Raw genomic sequence first — 17,607 nt, 5'->3', positions numbered from 1 at the left:
GATTTATTTCGTATGTGGGGTACACTAGGCCGTAGTAACTCTGGACAAGAGTTCAATCAACAGTTTGACATCCTCGCCGCCGTAAAACGGACGGCGATTCCCAAACCTCACGATTTGGGTTTCTGCTTCTTTCCCGAAGGATTTTTCGCACCTGCCTTAACAGATTTACTCTGTTCTGGTCTTATGGTCGCTCTACAGACTGACACCGCAAGCCCTGCGGCCAAAATATTTTTACTGGCGTTAATATCTCGGTCATGGTGTGTCCCACAGTCTGGACAATCCCATTCTCGAACATTTAACGGCATTTTCTCAGCAATATACCCGCAATTACTACACCTTTTAGAGCTAGGAAACCATCTATCTATTTCGATGTAATTTCTCCCATACCAAAGGCATTTATAGGCTAATTGACGAGTGATTTCTCCCCAACTAACGTCAGATATTGCCTGAGATAATTTCGGGTTTTTGACCATATTCTTGACGGCTAAATTCTCAACCACAATCGTTTGGTTTTCCCGAACTAATTGAGTGGTTAGCTTATGTAAATGGTCTTTTCTGTTATCAGTAATTTGGGCGTGAATCCTTGCTACTTCGATTCTCGCTTTTTCCCGATTTTTTGAGCCTTTCTGTTTTCTAGAAAGGCTTTTTTGTGCCTTTCGCAACCTCTGATAATGTTTCTTAAAATGCTTAGGATTAGATACTTTGCCGCCATCGCTGGTAATCACAAGGCTACTAATTCCTAAGTCAATTCCGATGGCTTTATCTGTTACTGGTAATGGCTTAATTGTTGGGTCATCAAATCTTATTGAAATATGCCAACGTCCAGAGGGATGTAGCCTGACTGTTACTGTACTTGGGTCACAGCTTTCTGGTATTTGTCTTGACCATCGAATAGGTAAAGGTTCTGTGCATTTGGCTAAATAGATTTGTTTGTCTTTAAATTTAAAAGCAGATTTGGTAAATTCGGCACTTCCTCCCTGATGTTTTTTCTTAAAGGTGGGATACTTAGTACGACCAGCAAAGAAGTTAGTAAAAGCTGTTTGTAGGTGTCTTAACCCTTGTTGTAAAGGTACACAGCTAACTTCGTTTAAAAACTCTAATTCTTCTTGCTTTTTCCAGTCGGTTAGCATTGAAGAAGTTTCAGTATATCCTACTCTTTCTTGTCTTTCATACCAAGCTTGTGTTCGTTCGTGGAGAGCTTTGTTGTAAACCAATCTTACACAGCCCAATGTGCGCCGCAATAGCGACTCTTGTTCTGGTGTGGGGTAAAATCGGTAAGAATAGGCTTTTTCCATATCTCACATTTTAGCATATATTTCGTAAACGATGCTCATATTTAACAGTAAAGCCGTCGTAGAACGACGGGGTTTCAGACCCAAATTTTCGATGAAATTCATGATGAGTGGATTCGGAATCTTTTGAAGAATAGACCTGAGCTCACGGAGGAGCGTCTTCACCGCACAAAAGCTCTGATGAACAGTAATGTACGTGACTGTCTCGTTCAGGGTTATAAAGATCTAATTCCATCCCTAAACTTACCAGATGCCAATGTCTGTCAACCCAACCGACAGGATCAGCGTACTGCTGCGCAGTGCCTTCGCCATCGCACTATAGATTTAGCGGTTCCATTGAATGCTTTAGCCGGCGGTCGGGTGCAGTGATTTGTTAGACGCTCGCTTAATTGGCAACCTAACTAATCTATCTTTATGAGCCAGTTGCTTCTGCTTTAAGTCATTAAAAATAGCTCTTAAGTCATATTGAAACGATTGAGCGTATTCTTCTCTATACTTGTGAATTTCATCGAGAATTTCATTTTTATACATGACTAAACCTCTAGGTTATATCCAATAAGCTCATAAGGAGTGCAAATAACTGGCAATATATATCCGAGATCAGAACTAATCTGAGCCAGCTTACGCTGAATTTGGGCATTTGCCATGTGCTTGCAGTTCCATGTTAGCAAATAATCTAAGTTATAGACGGTTGCTAATGCCATATGTAAAGCGTCGTTAGATGCCTTTAGGGGCAGATTGCTTTGAGTCAGAAATGCTTGCGAAAGTTCAAACGCATCTTCTGTAAGTTCGAGAAGCATTAGGGATTGTAACAAGTTTAACCGTTGAGCGGCGATTATCGGATCTCCCTTAGCTGCCTCATCTTCAACGATCTCTGATGCGTAAAGCGTAAATGAGCTACTATGTTCGTTCCACCAATCCTGGGTGATCTTGATATTAGCAGCAACGATCAGATTGTCAGTGGGTCTGGCGGTTAAATGCCCAAAAATACTTGTTTCAATATAGACGCTTCCATTCACGGCAATCTAGAATATCTTTTCGCTCTCTATCCTACCTTATTTAATCTTGGTTTTGAGGGTGTTGGGTAACAGCCGCCAACCCAACCGACAGGATCAGCGTACTGCCACGTAGTGCCTTCGCCACCGCACTTAGTTATCCTCTCCTAACCGTGCATTGGACACTTTCCGCCAGAAACCAATTTTTCTAAAAATTGGCTATTATCAAAAAAATGTTCGACATAAGTCAGTTTTAAATCTGCATTTACATCAGCAATTGTAATGCCATATACCTCAATTAGTTTGTTGGTAGGCGCGTGACCTTTAAATTCTCCTTGATGTGTTCCCCAATGCCTCCATTTAAAAATAACTCTTGGCGGACCGCTATAAGCTTCAATAACTTCCCAAACAAAGCCAGTTTTAAAAGCATTCATAAAACTTGCTGCACCTGATTCAAAATCTTCTGCTTTTGAACTATAAACCGGTGTTTCGCCTAAAAATAAATTATAAGTTCCGCGTTCTATAATGTCTTGTACCGTATATTCCGGACCGTGGTTAGTACGCATTCTAAATTGATGTATATCCACCGATGTCCATTGATTTGGATTTAGCTTATAAGTGGCTTCCATTTCAAATGTTCTTACTAAATTTTGTGCAATAGATTCTAATGAGCCAGTTGGATGGTGTTTTTCGCTTTGCGCCCTTAATGTTTTATTCGTTCCTGAATAATCAGGGCGTTTTCCATAACGCCATTCTATGCCTTCATCAGCCACAAGTACATTATCTCTATCTTGTATTTGAATAGGAATATTCTCTGCTGACATATTTAACTCCTTCTGTGATCTTTAAAATTGCTGAAACTTACCTAAAAAACGAATACCTCGTGTTTACCCAAAGGTTTAATTGAGCGGTAAATGATCGTATTTCCCCCCCAACAAAAACCCATTAATATTGTCCGCTCCAATGGTGTGTTATGCCCGATCACTTAACTATTCTTAATTTCCATGATCGCGAATAACCCCTGTGGACTGAACAAGGAAGCGAACCATTTTGCGATCACCTAATCTCTAATTGAAACAGGCAACCTTGACGGACTTCACTGTTTGGCCTAACTATGGATTATACGGAAACTTTCGACATATCACGCTAAATACACATTTTTTTAAGAAATCTTTCCGCATATTACTCTCCTATAGAGCGATCGCAAGAACTCTTCCTATAAAATTACAAGTAACCGTATTATACCGAATTATTATAGGTGTTCTCAGATGTTTTGAAAATCCCACAGGGTGGCCGATACAAAATTAGGTTATACTTCATCTTTATGAGAAACGATGACATACCGGGAGCGAATTGGGGGGATTGATTACCATATTTAACTTCATTTGTCAAGAAATTCGCTCATTTTTAGGTGCGATCGCTTTTTACACGATTATTCCGGTTCCGATTGCCTGGCCGGATTTTGGTAGAATTGCCCGATGGATTCCCTTAGTGGGCTTATTTTTGGGTTTAATTCTGGTTTTGCTCGATATAACTCTAGCTGGTCTGGGAATGCCACCCCTGACTCGTGCGGTTGTCCTTGTGGGGGTTTGGGTTTATCTGACGGGAGGACTACACCTTGATGGAGTTAGTGACACGGCCGATGGTTTAGCTGTCACCGACCCCCAGCGTCGTTTAGCGGTTATGGCCGATAGTGTTACCGGGGCCTTTGGAGTCATGGCCGTGACTATGGTTTTGCTGTTAAAAATCGCCGCTTTGACGGATTTAAGCGATAATCGAGCCTTAGCTCTAATTTTAGCGCCAATTTGGGGACGTTGGGGGCAAGTAATGGCGATCGCTCTTTATCCCTACCTCAAACCCACCGGCAAGGGAGCCTTTCATAAAGTGGCTTTTTGTCTGCCCTGGGACTGTGGGGGAGTAATTTTGGGGTTAATCGCCCTATTTGGTGGTCTAAGCTGGGGAATAATCGCCATTAGTGCTGGAATCGCCCTCGCTCTGCTTACTGGTTACTGGTTATATCGTCGTCTTCGCGGTCACACTGGCGATACCTACGGTGCGGTGGTAGAGTGGACAGAGGCTCTATTCTTGGTTTTTTTGACAATAATTAGCTAATTTTTGCCCTCCACAGCCCGTAAACGGGTTAATTTCAGGGTAAATTTTCCCCCACCGGTTTCTCCGAAAGCTCTCACCCGAATAATATATTTACCCGACTCGGTAATCCGTGCAAAAAGGAGAGCATTAGTGCCACCATCGGGACCATCATCATTTTCCGCTACAGTGGAACCATCGTCGGCCAGGAGAATTAAAACTCCATCAAAGTTTTCCGATTTCAGATCGATGGCCACCTGATCGTCCTTTTCCAAATCTACGGTATAATCTCTGGCAAACCCCCCCTCACCCGTGGGAATATCTTTGTCGGTGAGAGTATCGTTAATTTCTTTATTGAGGATGAGGGGGACGGGACTATAGATTTTTTCTGCTCGCACCGGTAAAGATTGACCGCTTAACCAGAATAAAGTGAGCAAGACGCATAAACCAGAATAGCGACCAGTCAAAGGGAATCTTGTCATAGGGGCAGGTATTCGTTTTCTCAATCTCCCTATTCTACAAAAAACTGATAACTATCAGCAGTTCGACAAAATTAAATTCACACCCCCTTTCGGGGGAACGCTGGAACTGCGGAACTGCGGAAGGGAAAAATATGTGTAATTAATTTTGCTTAGGTACTTATTTCTTGTTGGCAAAAACGAGTAAAAAATCCGCCTTGGAGCGAGGGAGCAAGAGGGGAGATACAACCCGTTTAAGGTAATTGATAAAATCATTAATTGACAATCTTTAAAAGAGATTGATTGAAAAAAGAACTAGAAGTTAAAAACTTAAAGAGGGTCTTTCCATGGGCAAAGAAGCTAAAGATTGAGTGATATAATAGGCTTGACCGCGATAGGTAACGGCTACCTGTTTCTGAATGGTTTGAACGACACCAAGGTTTTTTAAATAGGGAACACCACGATAGCCTAAAATCATCGGACTGGAAACAACGGTGGCAGTGGGGTTTTTCTCGTAAGGAATGCCGCGATAGGTTAATTTCATAGCTGTCCCTGGAGATAATTAGTGAGTTAGTTTTATCTCCATCGGTAGCGAAATTAATTCCAGAAAATCTCAACTTTTTTGTAGGTAAATATCCTACCAAGAAGACCCACGATAGCGCATTTCTCGACGCAGAGCATAACGACGGGCAAAATTAGGAACATCGCCCCGATGACCTAATAAAATGACCGTATCGCCTTGCTGTAGAATGGTGGAATTGTCGGGATGGGCGATGACACCACCATCAAATTGACGCACAGCAACGATAATAAAAGCACCCTGTCCCCGCACTTCCATCTGACTGATGGGTTGTCCCAAAAAAGGAGAATTGCTTAAAATCGAGTATTCTTCAAATTGTAGGTCGATATCGGCTAATAATTCGTTAAGATTGCGCCTACCTTCATCTTCCTGTAAAAAATCAATCGCGGCCGGATGGGTGATTAAATGGGCTATTCTCTCTGCTCCAATGGTAGCAGGTAAAACCACTTGATCGGCTCCAGCTAATTTTAATTTTTTCTCAGTGCTGGGATATTCTCCTCTAGCGATGATGTATAGTTGCGGACTGAGTTCTCTTGCGGTTAAAGTGATAAAGACATTTAAGGCATCATCGGGTAACACAGTCGCTAAAACTCGCGCTTTGTCGATGCCGGCTTTCTGGAGAATACTTTCATCGGTGGCGTTACCATTAAGAGTTATGTAACCTTTTTCCTGAGCTAATCTAATGCGATCGGGGTTATTATCGACGATAATAAAGGATTGGGCTGTTTTTGCCAATTTAGTCGTTAGGATGCGTCCTATGCGCCCAAAACCACAGATTATGACGTGATTTTCTAAGCATTCCATCTCTTTATTCATCCGGCGATCGCTAAAGGCTTTGTTAATTTCTCCCTCGGTGAGCATCTGAAAAAACCCTCCCACCACATAAACGGCCGAGGTAGTCCCACAGATGATAACTAACATGGTAAAAGCTCTCAGACTGGGAGTGTTAATCGGTTTAACTTCCCCGAAACCTACCCCAAATATGGTGATAATCACCATATAAACGGCATCTAGAAAACTCCAACCGTAGGCCATATAACCGATAGTTGCTCCGACTACCGTAGCGAGAAAAAAACTCGCACCGATGATAATCCTTTTCAGTGAACTTTGCATCGATTTCCGTGACCTGACCATCTAGCTATCAGCTTACAACTGTTTACTGATTACTGTTGAGACTTGACATTGGGGACAAAAATGAGAGGAGCGTCCACTTAATTTAATTCTGGCAATAGTTGCACCGCAAAGGCGACAATTTTCGCCAGTACGACCATAAACCCAGGCCATCGCCCCATAATTGCCATTAACTCCCGTAACGTGGAGAAAATCGCTAAAACTGGTGCCGCCTTCAGCGATCGCTGTTTCCAGTACAGAAATAATGTTTTTTGTCAATAAGTCTATTTGCTCAATTTTTAAGAGATTAGCGGCAGTTTGGGGATGGATACCACTTTTAAAAAGAACTTCATCCGCGTAGATATTACCAATTCCTGCCACCACATTTTGATCGAGGAGAAAAGTTTTAATCGGACGACGACTTTTTTGACAGTGACTATAGAGGTAATCGGGGGTAAAATTGCGATCAAAGGGTTCTAGTCCCAGTTTTTTGAGAGCAGTAATCACGCTTTCTGGGGTTTTATCGGCGGCAATCCACCAAATTTTCCCGAAAGTGCGGGTATCGACGAAGCGCAATTCTTGCTGATTGGCAAAAAAGAAGCGTAAGCGCGTATGAATCGGCAGGGGAGTGGTATCTTTTACCCAGAGCAATTGTCCGGTCATACGCAGATGAACCCCGATACTGCTACCATTATCTAAATTGGCGAGGAGATATTTGCCTCGGCGCTGCCAATTGGTAATCGTAGTCTGAGCAATTCCTTGCAGAAAAGTTACCTCGCAATTAGGATAGGCTAGGGTACGCTGTAATAATACTTCCCCACCGATAATTTTTTTGCCCTGGGTAACTTGATTTAACCCGCGACGCACCGTTTCTACTTCTGGCAATTCTGGCATATAAGTAATTGAACAAAATTAAGTTCTTGGTTAGGGTAGGCAAAAGGCAAAAGATAGATAAACAGAACTTTTCATCGGGAAACGACACCAAATTAACATCAATTCTACTTTAACTTTAACATTTCGATAGTATCAATTATTTCCCGTTCAAAACTGACTTGAGCGCGATTAGTTTTACCACCAATATAAAAGCGATCGCCCGATTGTAAAGCCCAAATTTGCGAATGGGAAAAGTAACTCATTACCACTCCCATCATCAATAAACCAAAACCTAAATAGACAATCGGTACTCCCGGATCTGCCTTAATTTGTAAACCTGTACTGCCCACTAATTCGACTATTTTTAGATTAACTCCATTGATAGGAATCGTCATTCCTTCTCGTACCGCAGAGGTTAAATCTCCCTTAGCATCATAGACGATTACCGTACCTTGTAAATCTCTGGTTAAAAGAGAAACTCCCTCACTAAGATCGGTTTTAGTCGGAATCCACGTTCCCCAGATTTGTCCATTACCTTTGGTGTCTAAACTAGCCATCGGTAGCTGTAGGATCGGACTATTATTCACCTGTACTTTTACCCCAGCAATTCCCCAACTGGTTTGATAAAAAGTCACCCCTTTATGGTGCAAAGGTTGGTTAACTTGAATAGTTTTGCGATCGATCTCCTGTCCTTGATTATCGATCACCGACAAATCAGAATAAAATTGTTCTATATCACCTTTAGGACTATAATCAATCCAAAAACGATTAACTTTAATCCCCCAATCCTTAGGGAGAGAATTTTTAGATAAGGGTCCAGCTTCAATAATATTTTTAACCTGAAAACTATCGCCACTAGCTACCATTTCTTGAGCGAAAAACCCCGTTAACGCTCCCCAGATCGACCCTGCTAAAATAATTAACATGGCTGCATGAACGATAATCGGACCGATTTTACCGATCAGACCTTTACGAGCATAAAGACTGTTATTTTCTAGAAAAACTTTGTAGCCTTTTTTTTCTAATAGGGGGGTGAGGGATTCTAGGGAACCAGTTTCTAATTCGGCACTTAAAGCCAGTTTTTGAAATTGGCGAGATTGTTGATAAAATTGCCAGTTTCTGGCCGCCTTTAAAGCGGGTAATTGTCGTCGGAAGGTACAAGCGGTTAAACTGGAACCAAAGAGAATTAATAATGATAGATACCACCAAGTGCTATAAACATGATTTAATCCCAATAGTAATAAAACTTTCCAAGTCAGAAAGCCAAATAAAGCGGGTTTCTCAGGATAATTAACTTGGTAGAAAGATAGAGATTGTCCCTGTTCTATTACCGTCCCAGAAATGCTAAAAATAGCGATTAAAAGTAAGAGGATAATTGCCAATCGCAGATCGGCAATAGTCTGGATAAATTTACGTCCCCATTGAGGCGGTGTATTCTTTAAATTTGAGGAAGTTTCCGATATAGTCATAGTTAAAAGTTTTACAATTCTAGCCAATTATCTATCATAACTCTCCACCATCACAGCAGACGGGATAATAAAGAAAAAACTCCAAAACCGATTAATAAAACCCCACTGACAGGATTAATCCACCCGGACCATTGACGTAGGGAAAGAAAGCTTTTCAGCGAGGCAGTAAAAGAACCGACGATAATTAGCGGTAAAACATAGCCGGCAGTGTAGGATAACAATAATCCCCCTCCTAAGCTTAAATCCCCCGTATTTGCCACCCATGCCAATAGAGTTGCTAGGACAGGTGTACTACATGGAGAGGCGATTAAACCAAATGTTAAACCGAGAAGATAGGACCGCAAAATCGGGGGAAAATCGCCGGTAATCCAATCGGTAGCGCCAAGGGAGGGGAAGCGCAGGGGTAATAATTCCAAGAGGTTTAACCCCATCAAAATAGCGATCGCACTGACGATAATTGGTAAACCGATCCCCACCTGTCCATAGACTTTCCCTAAAGTAGCGGCAATTAGTCCCAATCCCGCTAAGGTGGTAGCTAATCCCAGGGAAAACCATGTGGACTGCCAAAAAGCCGCTAAACGACCTTGATTTTCGTAACCCCCGATATAAGCGACGGTAATCGGCAACATCGACAGCATACAGGGGGTAAGACTGGTAAGTAAACCGGCTAGAAAAATCACGGCAATACTGACAAAACTAAGGTGAGTTAGTTGGGAAGTCACTAAGCGATCGGCGTATTGTTCAAGGTGATAGAGTTGAGTCTGTAATTGGTCTAACATATTGGGGAATTTTTCAGGCTAAATTTGGCTCATTTCTAGGATATTACCATCGGGATCACTGACAAATAATGCCTTTCTACCTGAGGCACTCATTTGAATTGTATAACCTTGACTTTCTAGATAGTTACCCATGGCCGTCACGTCATCAATAGCGAAGGCAATATGAGGATTGCGTCCCCATTTTTGGGGATTGGAACGGTAGTTTTGATAATTGGTATCGACAATTAAATGAATTTGATAATCTCCCACTTGATACCAAACCCCATCGTATTGAAAAGGGCGATCAATTCTAGTCAATCCTAGAACATTTTCGTAAAAGTTAACAGCTTTTTCTAGATCGGTGACTAAAATCGCCGTGTGTAAGGATCGCATGATGTTCATAGTTAATATCTGACTCGCGGATCGAGCCAACTATAGGTTAAATCGGCAATTAAGTTAAAGATAACAATTAAAATCCCATAGATAAAGGTAATCGCCATCACTACGGGGGTATCACTGCGGGAAATAGAATCAATTAATAAAGCACCGATACCCGGCACACGAAACACTTGTTCTGTAACTAAGGCCCCAGTAAAAATTGAGGGAATATCGAGAGCAATCAGGGTGACAACGGGGATTAAAGCATTGCGAACTATATGCTTAGTTAGGACAGAAAAATTAGTTAATCCCTTGGCTAAGGCAGTTTTAACGTACTCTTGGTGAATTTCTTCAGTTACGGAAGAACGCACGAAACGCATCAACATCGCCCCTTGATATAAGCTTAATACAGTTACGGGCATAATTGACTGTTTAACCTGCTCGATCAAACTATTAAAATCACTGATTTCTAGGGTACTGTTATAAAAAGATGGTAGCCAGTTTAACTGCACACTAAAGATAATAATTAATAATAATCCCGTTACAAAAGTGGGTAAAGAAAAGCCAAGTAGCGAAAAAGTAGAGATGATTTTGTCTAACCAAGAATAGCGCTTGACTGCTGAAATTACGCCTAAAGGAAAAGCAATTAAAACCCCGAACATATAGGCAATACCGACAATCCAGAGAGTTGTGGGTAAACGCTGCCAAATGAGGGTAAAAACCGGGCTGCGACTGGTGAAAGAATAGCCCATATCTCCTTGAAGAAATGCTAACAACCACTTGACATAACGCACGGGAAGCGGTTGATCTAATCCGAGACTTTTGCGAATATTTTCTCGCACCGCTTCCGTAATAGCAGGATTAGCGGCAAATTCTCCCATCGGATCCCCCGGTGCTAGGGCCAAAATGCCAAAAACCACCATACTAATAGCTAAAAGAGTGGGAATCGAAAATAATAATCTTTTCAGAAAATATTTGAGCATTTATTTACTACGCTTCCAGTCCTTGATGTTCCAAGTATTTCTATCCCAGGGAGTTAATTTAAACCCCGACAAACTATTGCTAATTGCCACCACATCGGCACGATGAACTAGGGGAATAATCACAAAATCATTGATTAACATATCATTCATTTTAATCGCTATTTCTCGCCGTTTTTCTGCGTTTAATTCTTGACTAAAAGCTTGCCATAATTTATCGTATTCAGGATTGCAATAACGAGCATAATTATCACCGGCCCAACCATCAGCTTTTTGGGGAATTTCGCTACAGGTAAAGGTTTTAAAATAGGCTTTCGGATCGGGACTATTATTACCAGTAGTGTACATTTGTAGGTCAGCATAAAACTTTTCTACCGTGTCATCGTTAGCAGGATCGCTAGAAAAGAAAATACTGGCATCAACAGTTTTTAATTCTACTCCTACCCCGATCGCTTGTAAACTTTGTTTGATAATTTCTTGGGTTTTCTGACGGAGAGGATTGACAGTGGTTTGAAAAACTAATTTCATTTCTACCCCATTTTTATCCCTAGTGCCATCACCATTACTATCTTTCCATCCCGCATCATCTAGTAATTTCTTAGCCTTTTCTAGATTAAATTCATAGCTAGTATTGGGCGAATTATATTCCGATGGCATCACGATAAAATTAGGAGTTGTTTTCCCAGTAATACCATAAAGCTGCGTGGCAATAGTATCTCTATCAACGGCTAACGACAAAGCTTCTCTTACTTTCACATCACTCAAAAAAGGATGGGGAAACTTAATACTAGACCTCTCACCTTCAGGAGTAGCTTGATTAGGATCGCTCAGATTAAATAAAACTCGTTCAATCAAAGAACCGAAACTAGATATTAACTGACCCCGACCCGCTTTTTCTAAATCACTTAAAACCTTGGCCTCTACTTGCAAATTATAGGCATAATCCGCCTCCTGTGTCTGTAAAACCGCTCTTGCCGCAGAAGTGGCATCACCTCCTCCTTTTAATTCTATTCTTTGAAAATCTAATTTATCCGCTTCTCGAAAGAAAGAATTTGGTTCATAAACCGCCGTATCTCCCGGTTTAAATTCTACCACTTTATAGGGGCCAGTTCCCACCGGTAATAAATTAGCAGGGGACTGGCGTGCTGTTTCATTGCTATATTTTTCATAGAGATGAGCGGGTAAAATTATCCCTTCTGTCCCCACAAAAACTAATGACCAAGCGGGATTAACTTGCTTAAAAGTTATTTTAACTGTATGGGGATCGATCGCTTCCACACTTTTAACTATTTCATAATTGCCGGCGCTAGTCGAACCAGTTTTCGGATTGGTAATAAAATTATAGGTAGCGATGACATCTTTGGCAGTAAAAGGAGTACCATCCGACCATTTAATATCTTTTTTTAGCTTCCATGTCACCGATTTACCATCCCAGGCAACTCCCCCATTTTCAATAGTAGGAATTTCTGCCGCTAAAAAAGGAACTAATTCCCCTTTTTCATCGAAACTAGCCAAAGGTTCTAAGGTAATGCGACTCGCTTCTGAGTCTTTAAATCCCGTGGAGAGATGGGGATTTAAAATCGTCGGTGCTTGCCAATATAAAAGTTTTAAAGTTTCTGAATTATTATTGGTCGTTGCTGGGGGATTATTAGCTGTTTGTTGACGACAAGCACTAAAAAGCAGCGTACAACTAAGGGATAAAATTAACAGGGGCAAGAAAAGCGATCGCTTAAACATTTTTAATGACAATCAATAATTCGACAGGGTGACTTAGGTGATTTCCTACCCCACCAATAACAAGTTATCAGACATTGAGTCTTGATCTCGATCGATTAATTGATTATTTGCCTTTATCCATTCCTAGTCAAGTTAAATCGATCGTGCTATGATAGCGATGCTGTACTAGACAATAAAATTCTAGGCACGACGACGAAATGGGTTCTTTGGTTTGTGTTATGCAATGTACGGGGGTTATAAGGGATGGAACCCTTATAGAGAAAAACGTTTGGCGATTTTTGTCAATTGTTTTTGATCTAGAGCGAACTAATCAATTAAATCTCTTGCCAGATAGGGATTTAGTCGATTTATGCCACCCTATCGAACCATAACAAGTAATGAAGAGCCAGAAAATCCGTATTTGGGGTGTTGTGTGGAAAAAATCCGTCTAGCATATAATTAGTGTGATAGCCATCGCCGTAGGGTGCGTTCCCCAATGTGGCTCCTACTTCTCCACTAGCAGTAGGCTAATCTGGCTAACACGCTTTTGGGCGTGATATACGGAAAAGTTCTGGCGATCGCGCCTAAATGGGGTGAGATGCCGAAAGTTGACCCATATCATTACTTTCAGGAGTGTTATACGGAAATTTTCCGTATAATCAATAGTTATGCAGACAGATCAAGCCTTCATAAACTCTTTTGAGAAGAAATCACATCACTTTTTTACATTTTGTCAACAATTCGTTTTTTGGTAATTTGACCTATGCCTACTTATAGCGTTAGCGACATTTTAGAAATTATCAAAACTCTAAACCCCGAACAAAAGCTGGAACTTCAACGCGAACTCCCCAGTGTTCTAGCTGCTGTTGGCAAGGAGGCGACAACTCCTGCTAAGAGTCAAAGTATGAGTGGGGTAACTATTACAGGTAGTAGTGACATTGGTCTGAGTCAAATTCAGGCAGAGGGAAGTAGTATCAATCAGAGTAAGACTCAAGCAAAACTAGAGAATACTGATTTAAAGGAAGCACTGAGTGTGCTGGAAAAATTAAAGCAGGCAGTTGTCATTAATAGCGATCTTAATCCTCTGATAAAGGAAGTGGCAGAGGAGAAAATTGAGGCTATCCAGAAAGAAGTAAAAAAGCCACAGCCAGATAAAAGCTTGGTGGATCAAGCAATTGCAGCCTTGAAAAAGGGATTAGCAGGGGTAGAAGAACTGGCAGAGCCAGTGATGAAAGTTGCCGGTTTGGTGGCTAAAGCCTGGATGGTAGTCCCATGACGCATGAATTTTCTAAGAATTTAGGGGAGAGTGGACGCGAGCAGACAATCCATGATGTGTCGGTTGTTAGTAGCCAAAACGTTACATTTAACCAGACACAGATCATTCAGATCTCAGTTGAAGAGGTCAAGACTCGGAAATTCATTATCACATCCCCCTATAAAGGGCTAAAGAAGTTTGAATCAGAAGATAAGGATCGCTTTTTCGGGCGGGATCAGTTTCTCACAGGATTGGTGAATGAACTGGAGCAGACCAATTTTGTATTACTTCTAGGTGCATCGGGAAGCGGCAAATCTTCAGTAATTAGAGCAGGTTTGATTCCTTGGCTGGCAGAGAGACAAGGAAGCCATTTTGTGAATCTGGTCTTTACTCCGGATCAAGATCCGTTTGAATCCCTGTATGCCAGTTTGTTAGGGAAGTATAAACAGTCAGAAGCGCAGATTGCTCGTATTGCTAAGGAAGATACGCTAACTCAGCTGGTACGATCGCTCAAACAAGAAGATGATTACTGGTTCATTCTCATCGACCAGTTTGAGGAGTTGTTTACTACCACTGAGTCAAGCAAACGAGATGTCTCCATCAAGAGCTTGGTGCAACTGGTGAAAGCTCTCAACAAGTCTGGCGATCGCTCGGTCAAACTTGTAGCAACGATGCGAGCAGATTTTTTGGATCGGCTCAGTCCTTATCCCGATTTAATCAAAGTTACGGATCGGCATCGCCCCATGATTGCGGAAATGCAATTGGATGAATTGCGCTTGGCGATCGAACAACCTGCTGCCCATCATGGTGTAGTGTTTGAGACCGGGTTAGTCAAGCAAATCATTGATGATGTGCAAGGACAGGCTGGATATTTGCCTTTGTTGCAGTACACGCTAAATTTGTTGTGGGAAACGGAAGTTCATAACCAAGGCATTGAAGACCGGACGCTAAATATCAGCAACTATCGGAAATTGGGTGGGGTGCGGGGCGCACTCCAGCAGCACGTAGAGCAAATCTACCAATCCTTGTCTGAATCGGAGAAATTGGCGGCTCAGAGGATATTTCTGAAGTTAGTGGGTATTGGCGAAGATGAAGAATCTGGAACTGAATGGAAACCTGTGCGGCGACGTGCTACCCGTTCAGAGTTTAGCGACTCACTAGAGCAGACTGTTTTAACTCAGTTGGTCAATCAGAACTTATTAGTGAGTAATCGTGTTACTGACTCCCAAGAAAGCACGATTGAGATCGCTCACGAAGCTTTGCTGACTTCCTGGGTAACATTAAATACTTGGATTAAGGAAAATCGTCAGGCGATCGCTCTGCGTAATCGCTTAAATGATGATGTTGAACAATGGAAGAAAACAAATTCCCATGAAGATTTGTGGTCAGGTTCTCGACTAGAGCAGGCTTTAGAACTGAGAAAAGATGAAACCTTTAATCAGATTCTCGGCGGTTTGAGTCAGGAAGCTAATCAGTTTTTAGATGCAAGTCAAGGTGAGCGCGATCGCATTCAAAAAGAAAAAGTACGTCTCCAGCGTCGAGCGATTCAATGGCTTTCTGGTGGCTTGGTAGTGGCTGTCTTATTTGCTCTCGCTGCTGCTTACCAGTGGCAAAAAGCTGAACGTCAGACTCGAATGGCTCAACTGCAAACAAAAATTGTGTTAGCCAATAATTTACTGCCCAAAGAACCAACTAGAGCAGCAGTCCTATCAATTTATGCTACAGGGCAAAGTGTAGCAGAGTATAAAAATGTCCTGAGTTCGGCAGAAAATAGTTTACTAGCAAGTGTTCAGGGAGCAAGAGAAGAAAATGTATTTGAAGGGCATCAAGGGGCAGTTTTATCCGTTGCAATGAGTCCTGATGGGCAAAAGATTGCCAGTGCTGGAGCAGATGGAACAGTCAGAATTTGGACTCTCAGTAATTATAATGGGCAGGTTATAGATGATTTTCAAGGGACTCAAGCTACGAGCGTTGTGTTCAACCGCAATGGAACGCTTTTAGCCATTGCCGACATTAATGGAAATATAAAAATTCGCAAATTACAAGATAATTCTCTTGTCTGTAACTATCAAGGTGAACCGAAAGAAAAGGCCAATGGTAATGAATATTATTCGAGGACAGTGTTAGCCTTTAACCCTCAAAATGAGAATTTATTGACTAGCGCAGGCCCTGATAATAAAGTTCGTTTATTCAACATAGCTTATTGTGACTCTAAGGTAATTGACACTTTAGAATATGCAGAGAAATATGCGACGAATTTTCATGCTGGCACAATCTATCCATCTGTCACATCTATTGCGTTTAGTCATGACGGTAATCTATTAGTTATAGGTGATTCTGTGTCCGGCTTAAGATTGTTAAATCTTTCCGATAAGACTCAACAAACTTTGTTAGAAGGAAGACCAGGTTATGCTGAATCAATTCAATCGTTAGCCTTTGATAGTTATTTTATCACTATTGGTATTGGTGTCCACGAAATGCTAGAGTATGCCTCTGGCAGAATTATCCGAACTCTAACTAGAGATGAGCGGGGGGCATGGACTGAAGAAAAAGCATTGAATGTACACCAAAACATTGCTCGTGCAGTTGTAATTAATCCTGATACAAAGCAAATTGTTAGTGGTGGCGATGAACGGGGGGACGGCAATAATTTAATTCTACTCGATCCCTGGACTCATAACATAGTATTTGCGTTTGTCGGGCATAAAGGCACGGTAAATGCGATTTCTCTCAGTAAAGATGGTAAAAATCTTGTTAGTGGAGGTAGCGATGGTACAGTCAGGTTATGGAGCATGAAAAGCATTTCTACTGATGTTGCAACTCTCTTTCAGGAGCAACCTAACCATCAACTAGAGTTCTGGGATTTTTCAGGTCGTAAGTTGAAGTTACGTCAAAAAGGTAATGCAATCGAACAAGAAGTAGAGGAAACCCAAAATCCATCCTTGTCAGACTATACCAGTATTTTTTATAGTTCTGATGGTGATAGTATGGCAATAGTCCAACACGATCCGAAGAGGTTTAACGAAACAGAAAACAATTTTAATTCTTTCAAAAATCTTATCCAAATTAAAGCAAAACAAGGAAACGCTCAGTTAGGAGAGTTTGAGGTAATAGGAAAGGTTGAATTTGTTGCCCTTAGTAGCAATACTAAAAAAGTAGTGATTATTAAGCCGGATGAAATCGAAATTCGAGACTTTCAAGGTAAACCACTGACTATATTTATCAATGATGGACAAATCGATATTGCTGCCATTAGTCCTGATGGCAGAACAATCGCAGCAGCAAAAAAACGAGAGCCTGGCGACGTAACTAGACCACCTTTACAGCTTTTTGATATTAATGGTCAACCTATCGGTAAATTTGAGCAGGAAGGTGGCGTGGACTTTTTAGCATTTAGTCGCAATAGTCAATATATTTTGACCTCAAAATATGGAGAAATTCATTTCTTTCCCGCTAATTGGCAAGCCTTTCTGAAAATTGCTTGCAATAGACTCCGCTACCATCCCGTTTTGAACGATCCTGAAACTTTAGCTCAGGATGAAATTGCTAGAGGTGCTAGAGAAACCTGTCAGAAGTATAGTCCGGACTGGCAGACAAAGTAAGTGAAAGCTACTAGCGGCGGGTGAAGCGGATCGTTAGCTTGCTAGATTTTCTG

General features: G+C 41.5%; 16 protein-coding genes. 3 read left to right on the top strand and 13 right to left on the bottom strand.

Annotated elements, in window-relative coordinates; genetic code table 11:
- Positions 1-107 precede the first annotated feature (107 nt).
- The 4 genes from ACQY1X_RS21145 to ACQY1X_RS21130 form a co-directional block, all read right to left on the bottom strand.
- Entirely contained in the window at positions 108-1,295 is a 1,188-nt protein-coding gene (locus ACQY1X_RS21145; RefSeq protein ID WP_430015113.1) for an RNA-guided endonuclease InsQ/TnpB family protein, read from the bottom strand.
- Positions 1,296-1,637: 342 nt separating this feature from the next.
- A complete protein-coding gene (locus ACQY1X_RS21140) occupies positions 1,638-1,823 on the bottom strand; it encodes a hypothetical protein (RefSeq protein ID WP_002757942.1) in 186 nt (61 codons plus the stop codon).
- Positions 1,824-1,825: 2 nt separating this feature from the next.
- Complete coding sequence (locus ACQY1X_RS21135; RefSeq protein ID WP_002797897.1) at positions 1,826-2,311, bottom strand: type II toxin-antitoxin system VapC family toxin; 486 nt, start codon at positions 2,309-2,311, stop codon at positions 1,826-1,828.
- Between the two features lie 143 nt (positions 2,312-2,454).
- The gene (locus ACQY1X_RS21130) at positions 2,455-3,111 is read right to left on the bottom strand and encodes a SnoaL-like polyketide cyclase (protein WP_430015112.1); all 657 of its coding nucleotides are present in this window, start codon (positions 3,109-3,111) and stop codon (positions 2,455-2,457) included.
- 529 nt (positions 3,112-3,640) lie between these two features.
- On the opposite strand from ACQY1X_RS21130, the gene cobS reads away from it, so the two are divergent.
- A complete protein-coding gene (gene cobS, locus ACQY1X_RS21125; protein ID WP_430015111.1) occupies positions 3,641-4,399 on the top strand; it encodes an adenosylcobinamide-GDP ribazoletransferase in 759 nt (252 codons plus the stop codon).
- Here the strand turns inward: cobS and ACQY1X_RS21120 are convergent.
- From ACQY1X_RS21120 to ACQY1X_RS21080, 9 genes are all read right to left on the bottom strand, one after another.
- Entirely contained in the window at positions 4,396-4,857 is a 462-nt protein-coding gene (locus ACQY1X_RS21120) for a PPC domain-containing protein (RefSeq protein WP_002742906.1), read from the bottom strand. The genes cobS and ACQY1X_RS21120 overlap by 4 nt on opposite strands.
- 298 nt (positions 4,858-5,155) lie before the next feature.
- Entirely contained in the window at positions 5,156-5,377 is a 222-nt protein-coding gene (locus ACQY1X_RS21115; protein WP_016514536.1) for a DUF4278 domain-containing protein, read from the bottom strand.
- 93 nt (positions 5,378-5,470) lie between these two features.
- A complete protein-coding gene (locus ACQY1X_RS21110; protein WP_430015110.1) occupies positions 5,471-6,526 on the bottom strand; it encodes a potassium channel family protein in 1,056 nt (351 codons plus the stop codon).
- 33 nt (positions 6,527-6,559) lie between these two features.
- The gene (locus tag ACQY1X_RS21105; RefSeq protein ID WP_430015109.1) at positions 6,560-7,417 is read right to left on the bottom strand and encodes a DNA-formamidopyrimidine glycosylase; all 858 of its coding nucleotides are present in this window, start codon (positions 7,415-7,417) and stop codon (positions 6,560-6,562) included.
- 104 nt (positions 7,418-7,521) lie between these two features.
- Complete coding sequence (locus tag ACQY1X_RS21100; protein ID WP_430015108.1) at positions 7,522-8,865, bottom strand: cytochrome c biogenesis protein; 1,344 nt, start codon at positions 8,863-8,865, stop codon at positions 7,522-7,524.
- A gap of 50 nt (positions 8,866-8,915) precedes the next feature.
- A complete protein-coding gene (locus tag ACQY1X_RS21095; protein ID WP_002736734.1) occupies positions 8,916-9,644 on the bottom strand; it encodes a cytochrome c biogenesis protein CcdA in 729 nt (242 codons plus the stop codon).
- Positions 9,645-9,662: 18 nt separating this feature from the next.
- Complete coding sequence (locus ACQY1X_RS21090; RefSeq protein WP_430013502.1) at positions 9,663-10,025, bottom strand: VOC family protein; 363 nt, start codon at positions 10,023-10,025, stop codon at positions 9,663-9,665.
- 2 nt (positions 10,026-10,027) lie between these two features.
- The gene (locus ACQY1X_RS21085) at positions 10,028-10,984 is read right to left on the bottom strand and encodes an ABC transporter permease (RefSeq protein WP_110545758.1); all 957 of its coding nucleotides are present in this window, start codon (positions 10,982-10,984) and stop codon (positions 10,028-10,030) included.
- Positions 10,985-12,718: a peptide ABC transporter substrate-binding protein gene (locus ACQY1X_RS21080; protein WP_430015107.1), complete on the bottom strand. Its 1,734-nt coding sequence runs from the start codon at positions 12,716-12,718 to the stop codon at positions 10,985-10,987.
- 742 nt (positions 12,719-13,460) lie between these two features.
- On the opposite strand from ACQY1X_RS21080, the gene ACQY1X_RS21075 reads away from it, so the two are divergent.
- Both ACQY1X_RS21075 and ACQY1X_RS21070 read left to right on the top strand, forming a co-directional pair.
- The gene (locus tag ACQY1X_RS21075; RefSeq protein ID WP_430013500.1) at positions 13,461-13,973 is read left to right on the top strand and encodes a hypothetical protein; all 513 of its coding nucleotides are present in this window, start codon (positions 13,461-13,463) and stop codon (positions 13,971-13,973) included.
- Positions 13,970-17,554, top strand: a complete 3,585-nt coding sequence (locus ACQY1X_RS21070) for an NACHT and WD repeat domain-containing protein (protein ID WP_430015106.1) — start codon at positions 13,970-13,972, stop codon at positions 17,552-17,554. The genes ACQY1X_RS21075 and ACQY1X_RS21070 overlap by 4 nt, the downstream gene beginning before the upstream one ends.
- The last annotated feature ends 53 nt before the right edge of the window (positions 17,555-17,607 follow it).

The organism is Microcystis protocystis FBCC-A270, assembly GCF_050500235.1.
Classification (GTDB): Bacteria; Cyanobacteriota; Cyanobacteriia; order Cyanobacteriales; family Microcystaceae; genus Microcystis; species Microcystis ichthyoblabe_A.
Note: the sequence above shows the minus strand (reverse complement) of the source record. Positions and strands in the feature narration are given on the sequence as shown.

Coding starts and splice junctions, on each gene's coding strand:
- ACQY1X_RS21145 (WP_430015113.1), bottom strand. CDS start 1,295: ATGGAAAAAGCCTATTCTTACCGATTTTACCCCACACCAGAACAAGAG.
- ACQY1X_RS21140 (WP_002757942.1), bottom strand. CDS start 1,823: ATGTATAAAAATGAAATTCTCGATGAAATTCACAAGTATAGAGAAGAA.
- ACQY1X_RS21130 (WP_430015112.1), bottom strand. CDS start 3,111: ATGTCAGCAGAGAATATTCCTATTCAAATACAAGATAGAGATAATGTA.
- ACQY1X_RS21120 (WP_002742906.1), bottom strand. CDS start 4,857: ATGACAAGATTCCCTTTGACTGGTCGCTATTCTGGTTTATGCGTCTTG.
- ACQY1X_RS21115 (WP_016514536.1), bottom strand. CDS start 5,377: ATGAAATTAACCTATCGCGGCATTCCTTACGAGAAAAACCCCACTGCC.
- ACQY1X_RS21110 (WP_430015110.1), bottom strand. CDS start 6,526: ATGCAAAGTTCACTGAAAAGGATTATCATCGGTGCGAGTTTTTTTCTC.
- ACQY1X_RS21105 (WP_430015109.1), bottom strand. CDS start 7,417: ATGCCAGAATTGCCAGAAGTAGAAACGGTGCGTCGCGGGTTAAATCAA.
- ACQY1X_RS21100 (WP_430015108.1), bottom strand. CDS start 8,865: ATGACTATATCGGAAACTTCCTCAAATTTAAAGAATACACCGCCTCAA.
- ACQY1X_RS21095 (WP_002736734.1), bottom strand. CDS start 9,644: ATGTTAGACCAATTACAGACTCAACTCTATCACCTTGAACAATACGCC.
- ACQY1X_RS21090 (WP_430013502.1), bottom strand. CDS start 10,025: ATGAACATCATGCGATCCTTACACACGGCGATTTTAGTCACCGATCTA.
- ACQY1X_RS21085 (WP_110545758.1), bottom strand. CDS start 10,984: ATGCTCAAATATTTTCTGAAAAGATTATTATTTTCGATTCCCACTCTT.
- ACQY1X_RS21080 (WP_430015107.1), bottom strand. CDS start 12,718: ATGTTTAAGCGATCGCTTTTCTTGCCCCTGTTAATTTTATCCCTTAGT.
- ACQY1X_RS21075 (WP_430013500.1), top strand. CDS start 13,461: ATGCCTACTTATAGCGTTAGCGACATTTTAGAAATTATCAAAACTCTA.
- ACQY1X_RS21070 (WP_430015106.1), top strand. CDS start 13,970: ATGACGCATGAATTTTCTAAGAATTTAGGGGAGAGTGGACGCGAGCAG.